Origin of the sequence: Eoetvoesiella caeni (assembly GCF_003315175.1) — a bacterium.
Classification (GTDB): domain Bacteria; phylum Pseudomonadota; class Gammaproteobacteria; order Burkholderiales; family Burkholderiaceae_B; genus Eoetvoesia; species Eoetvoesia caeni.
Window position 1 is genome coordinate 1 of the sequence record NZ_QNRQ01000035.1, and the last position, 3,197, is coordinate 3,197.

2 protein-coding genes and 1 pseudogene are annotated in these 3,197 nt (G+C 49.8%); 2 read left to right on the plus strand and 1 reads right to left on the minus strand.

The genetic code is table 11. The annotated features are described in order from the left end of the window. Positions 1-794 precede the first annotated feature (794 nt). Both DFR37_RS22600 and DFR37_RS22605 read left to right on the plus strand, forming a co-directional pair. Positions 795-986: pseudogene (locus DFR37_RS22600) on the plus strand (transposase domain-containing protein); the annotation flags it as partial. Positions 987-1,294: 308 nt separating this feature from the next. After that, entirely contained in the window at positions 1,295-2,812 is a 1,518-nt protein-coding gene (locus DFR37_RS22605; RefSeq protein WP_113935402.1) for an ATP-binding protein, read from the plus strand. Positions 2,813-2,993: 181 nt separating this feature from the next. Here the strand turns inward: DFR37_RS22605 and DFR37_RS23195 are convergent. Further along, a partial coding sequence (locus DFR37_RS23195) for a hypothetical protein (protein ID WP_211317354.1) occupies positions 2,994-3,197 on the minus strand: 204 nt, incomplete at its 5' end.

A 3,197-nucleotide genomic window follows, 5' to 3' on the forward strand; every position in this document is an offset into this window, starting at 1 on the left:
AATGGTGGTTTGCAGGTGTGGTTTCAAGACGTTCAATCCAATTCCCCTCAGTCGAGGGGTAAAGATAACGTCCTGCCAGGAAACCGCCGAGACCGCAAAACGCGGGAATTATGCCGCGATTAGGCCCCGATCAGGTGGGGGAATTTGAGGTGGCCAAAGGTGGAGGAGTTTGGGTGGCCAACAGGGCAGTCTGCGGCGGCGTGTGCTGGCGGCCAAGCCCTTCATCTGAAATAAATATCGGTCGAACCGTAGCAGTTGCTCGTCCACTTGACTGAGCGGCTCGGTATCACGCAACACGCCAGCATCGGTCACAACGATCTTGAAGTGCCCAAGGGCCGCCCGCATAGAAGGCCGCCTGCGCTGAACAGAGGGGCCGCAGCGGCAGCGCGGCAAGTGCCAGTCGACAAAGCGCTGTATGTGCCGATCGAGTGCAGACAGGTTAACCTGCTGCCGAGAAGTCCAATGGGCGAAGTGCGCTAGGCAATTGAGATACAGTCGCACAGTGCTTCGGGCATATCCTTGATCGTTTAAGCGGTCCCAGTACGCCTGTGCAAACGGACTTACGACACTTGTGCGCAGCCGACGCGCTGCCAGTGGTGTTAAGGCATCGAAAACATTCATGAGGTTCTCCTGAAGTGGCGTTGCCACATTAGGAGATGCGAATTCTTATGCGAAGTCCAGCTGCGAATTACTCAGTTCAAGCAGCGGCTATTCCTGCATGACAGTGCAGGCCAAAAACTCGGGTTCGCATAAACACTAAGTTCGCCTTATTGCGGTTATGTAAAGCTTCACATAACAGGAAAAACTACCTGTTTCTGGGATCCGACGCGGGCGGTGAACGCGCGGCCACGATGTACAGCCTACTTGGCACAGCCAAATTGAACGATATCAATCCCCAAGCGTACCTGCGCCACGTCTTGAGCGTGATCGCCGACCATCCGGTCAATCAAGTCGACGAATTGTTGCCCTGGAACGTGACGCTTTAGCCATGAGCGCAATCTGCTCAAACCGTCAATACGGCCCTGGGCGGACGCTTACGTTTGATCAAAGCTATACAACGAACATCGCCACCTCAACGCCCTGATGAGACTTGCTTGGCGCGTTGACTCCAATCGGCTAAGGGCGAACAGTCCTTGCATCTATATTTTGGCTTGACTAAAAAGCAGTGGAAGATTTTTCGCCAATACGTTCCACTAAAGATTAAATTCGATCTGTTTAGGCGATCAATCGTCTTCGCTGACTTGTCGCCTATTTATAGTTAGATGCCGATTGGTTACATAGAGGGGAGAACAAGATGAAAATAAAAGCCGTAACTGTGAACCGATTTAGAAGCTACTCAAGCCCGGTGACGGTACAGGTTGATGACTTACTCGTTCTTGTTGGCCGTAACGACATTGGGAAATCAACGATTCTTGAAGCGTTGGACATCTTTTTCAATGAAGGCAAGGGCTGCGTCAAGATTGACAAGGACGATATAAACAAAGATTGTCTTGCTCAAGGGCAGGATTGCATTGAAATCGAAGTCGAATTTACTGATCTCCCGGAAAATATCGTTATAGACACCACAAACCAGACGACACTGCAGGGGGAATACTTGCTAACGTCTGCGAGAACCTTGCATGTCATCAAGAGATACCCAAATGCGGGAAAGGAAAAGGTACTTATTAAGGCGAACCATCCCGCGAATCCGGAATGTGCTGACTTACTTCTGAAAAAGAACGCTGATCTAAAGAAGATATTGGAAGCTGGTGGCTTCGATTGTCCGGACAAAACAAAGAACGCTGAACTACGCAAGGCGATCTGGGGTGGACAGGCTAACTTGCAGTTAGGCAATTGCGAAATTGAAGTTGCCAAGATTGATGCCAAGAGCATCTGGGAACAACTCAAGTTGTATATGCCGCTGTACACGCTATTCCAATCTGATCGAAAGAATAGCGATTCTGACGATGAAGTCCAGGATCCAATGCGTATCGCTGTCAGAGAAATCCTCGGTGATCCAAAAATTCAAGCAGACTTGGCGCAGGTCACGAACACGGTGAAGACACGTCTGGATGAAGTGGCGCAGAGAACCCTACAGAAGCTTGCCGAAATGGCTCCGGCCATTGCCCATTCGCTCGATCCTCAACTTCCGGATTTCGCCAGCCTGAAGTGGTTGGATGTCTTCAAGAACGTCTCTATTACCGGGGATGATGATATACCCATCAATAAAAGAGGAAGTGGCGTAAGACGCCTTGTGCTGATCAGTTTCTTCCGTGCCGAAGCAGAGAGGAGAAAAAATGAAGCCAACTTGCCCGATATCGTATACGCCATAGAAGAGCCGGAAACCTCTCAACACCCAGAGCATCAACGCGCTTTGACTGATGCTCTGATTGCCCTGTCCGAGGCGCACAACACTCAGGTGCTACTCACAACACACAGCCCAGAAATCGTCAAGCGTTTGAAGTTTGAAAACATTATTCTGATTTCGAATCAGATTCCGACACGAGTCTCGCCCGTTCTGGAGCATGAGTTACCATATCCAAGCCTTAACGAAGTGAATTTTTCGGCGTTTGGAGAGGCGTCTTATGAGTATCACAACGAACTATACGGGTTCATTGAGGCAGAAGGACGCTTGGATGATTATAAGCGCGGCAAACCACTGCGTCAGTACAATCGTCATCGGCGGGACGGTTCTATGGTAACGGAGCACATTATTCTTACCGAATACATTCGCCATCAAATTCATCATCCGGAGAACGACCGGAATGTATTGTTTACCACAGCTGAACTCACAGAGTCTATCGAGACAATGCGACTGTATCTCCAAGCTTGATACACAAAAAAATGCCGTATCGAATAAATCGTTGCAAGGGGCGTTTGACCCGCAGCCAAGTTTTTTGCAGCAAAGATAGTCGTCGGCTCAAACGCCCCACAACACAGGCGTTAGGCGCCCCTCTTCAAGGTAAAGATTCACTGACCGGTATGGGTCGATTGCAGCCGGCGACCTGACAAGTTTAGATGCCGAGCTCATGACCCGTTTCAAGCACTTCCAATTGCTTAACCAGCCAACGATAGTGTTTAGAAAACGGTGGTTTTCTGAACAGATCATAGTGGCGCACTTTACTGTCATTTTCAGAAGACGACTGCACCAATTGACGGGGCGTAACGCCAGGTGTGCAGTCGGCTCCTGACCACGCAATATCAGAAGTCATCTGCAC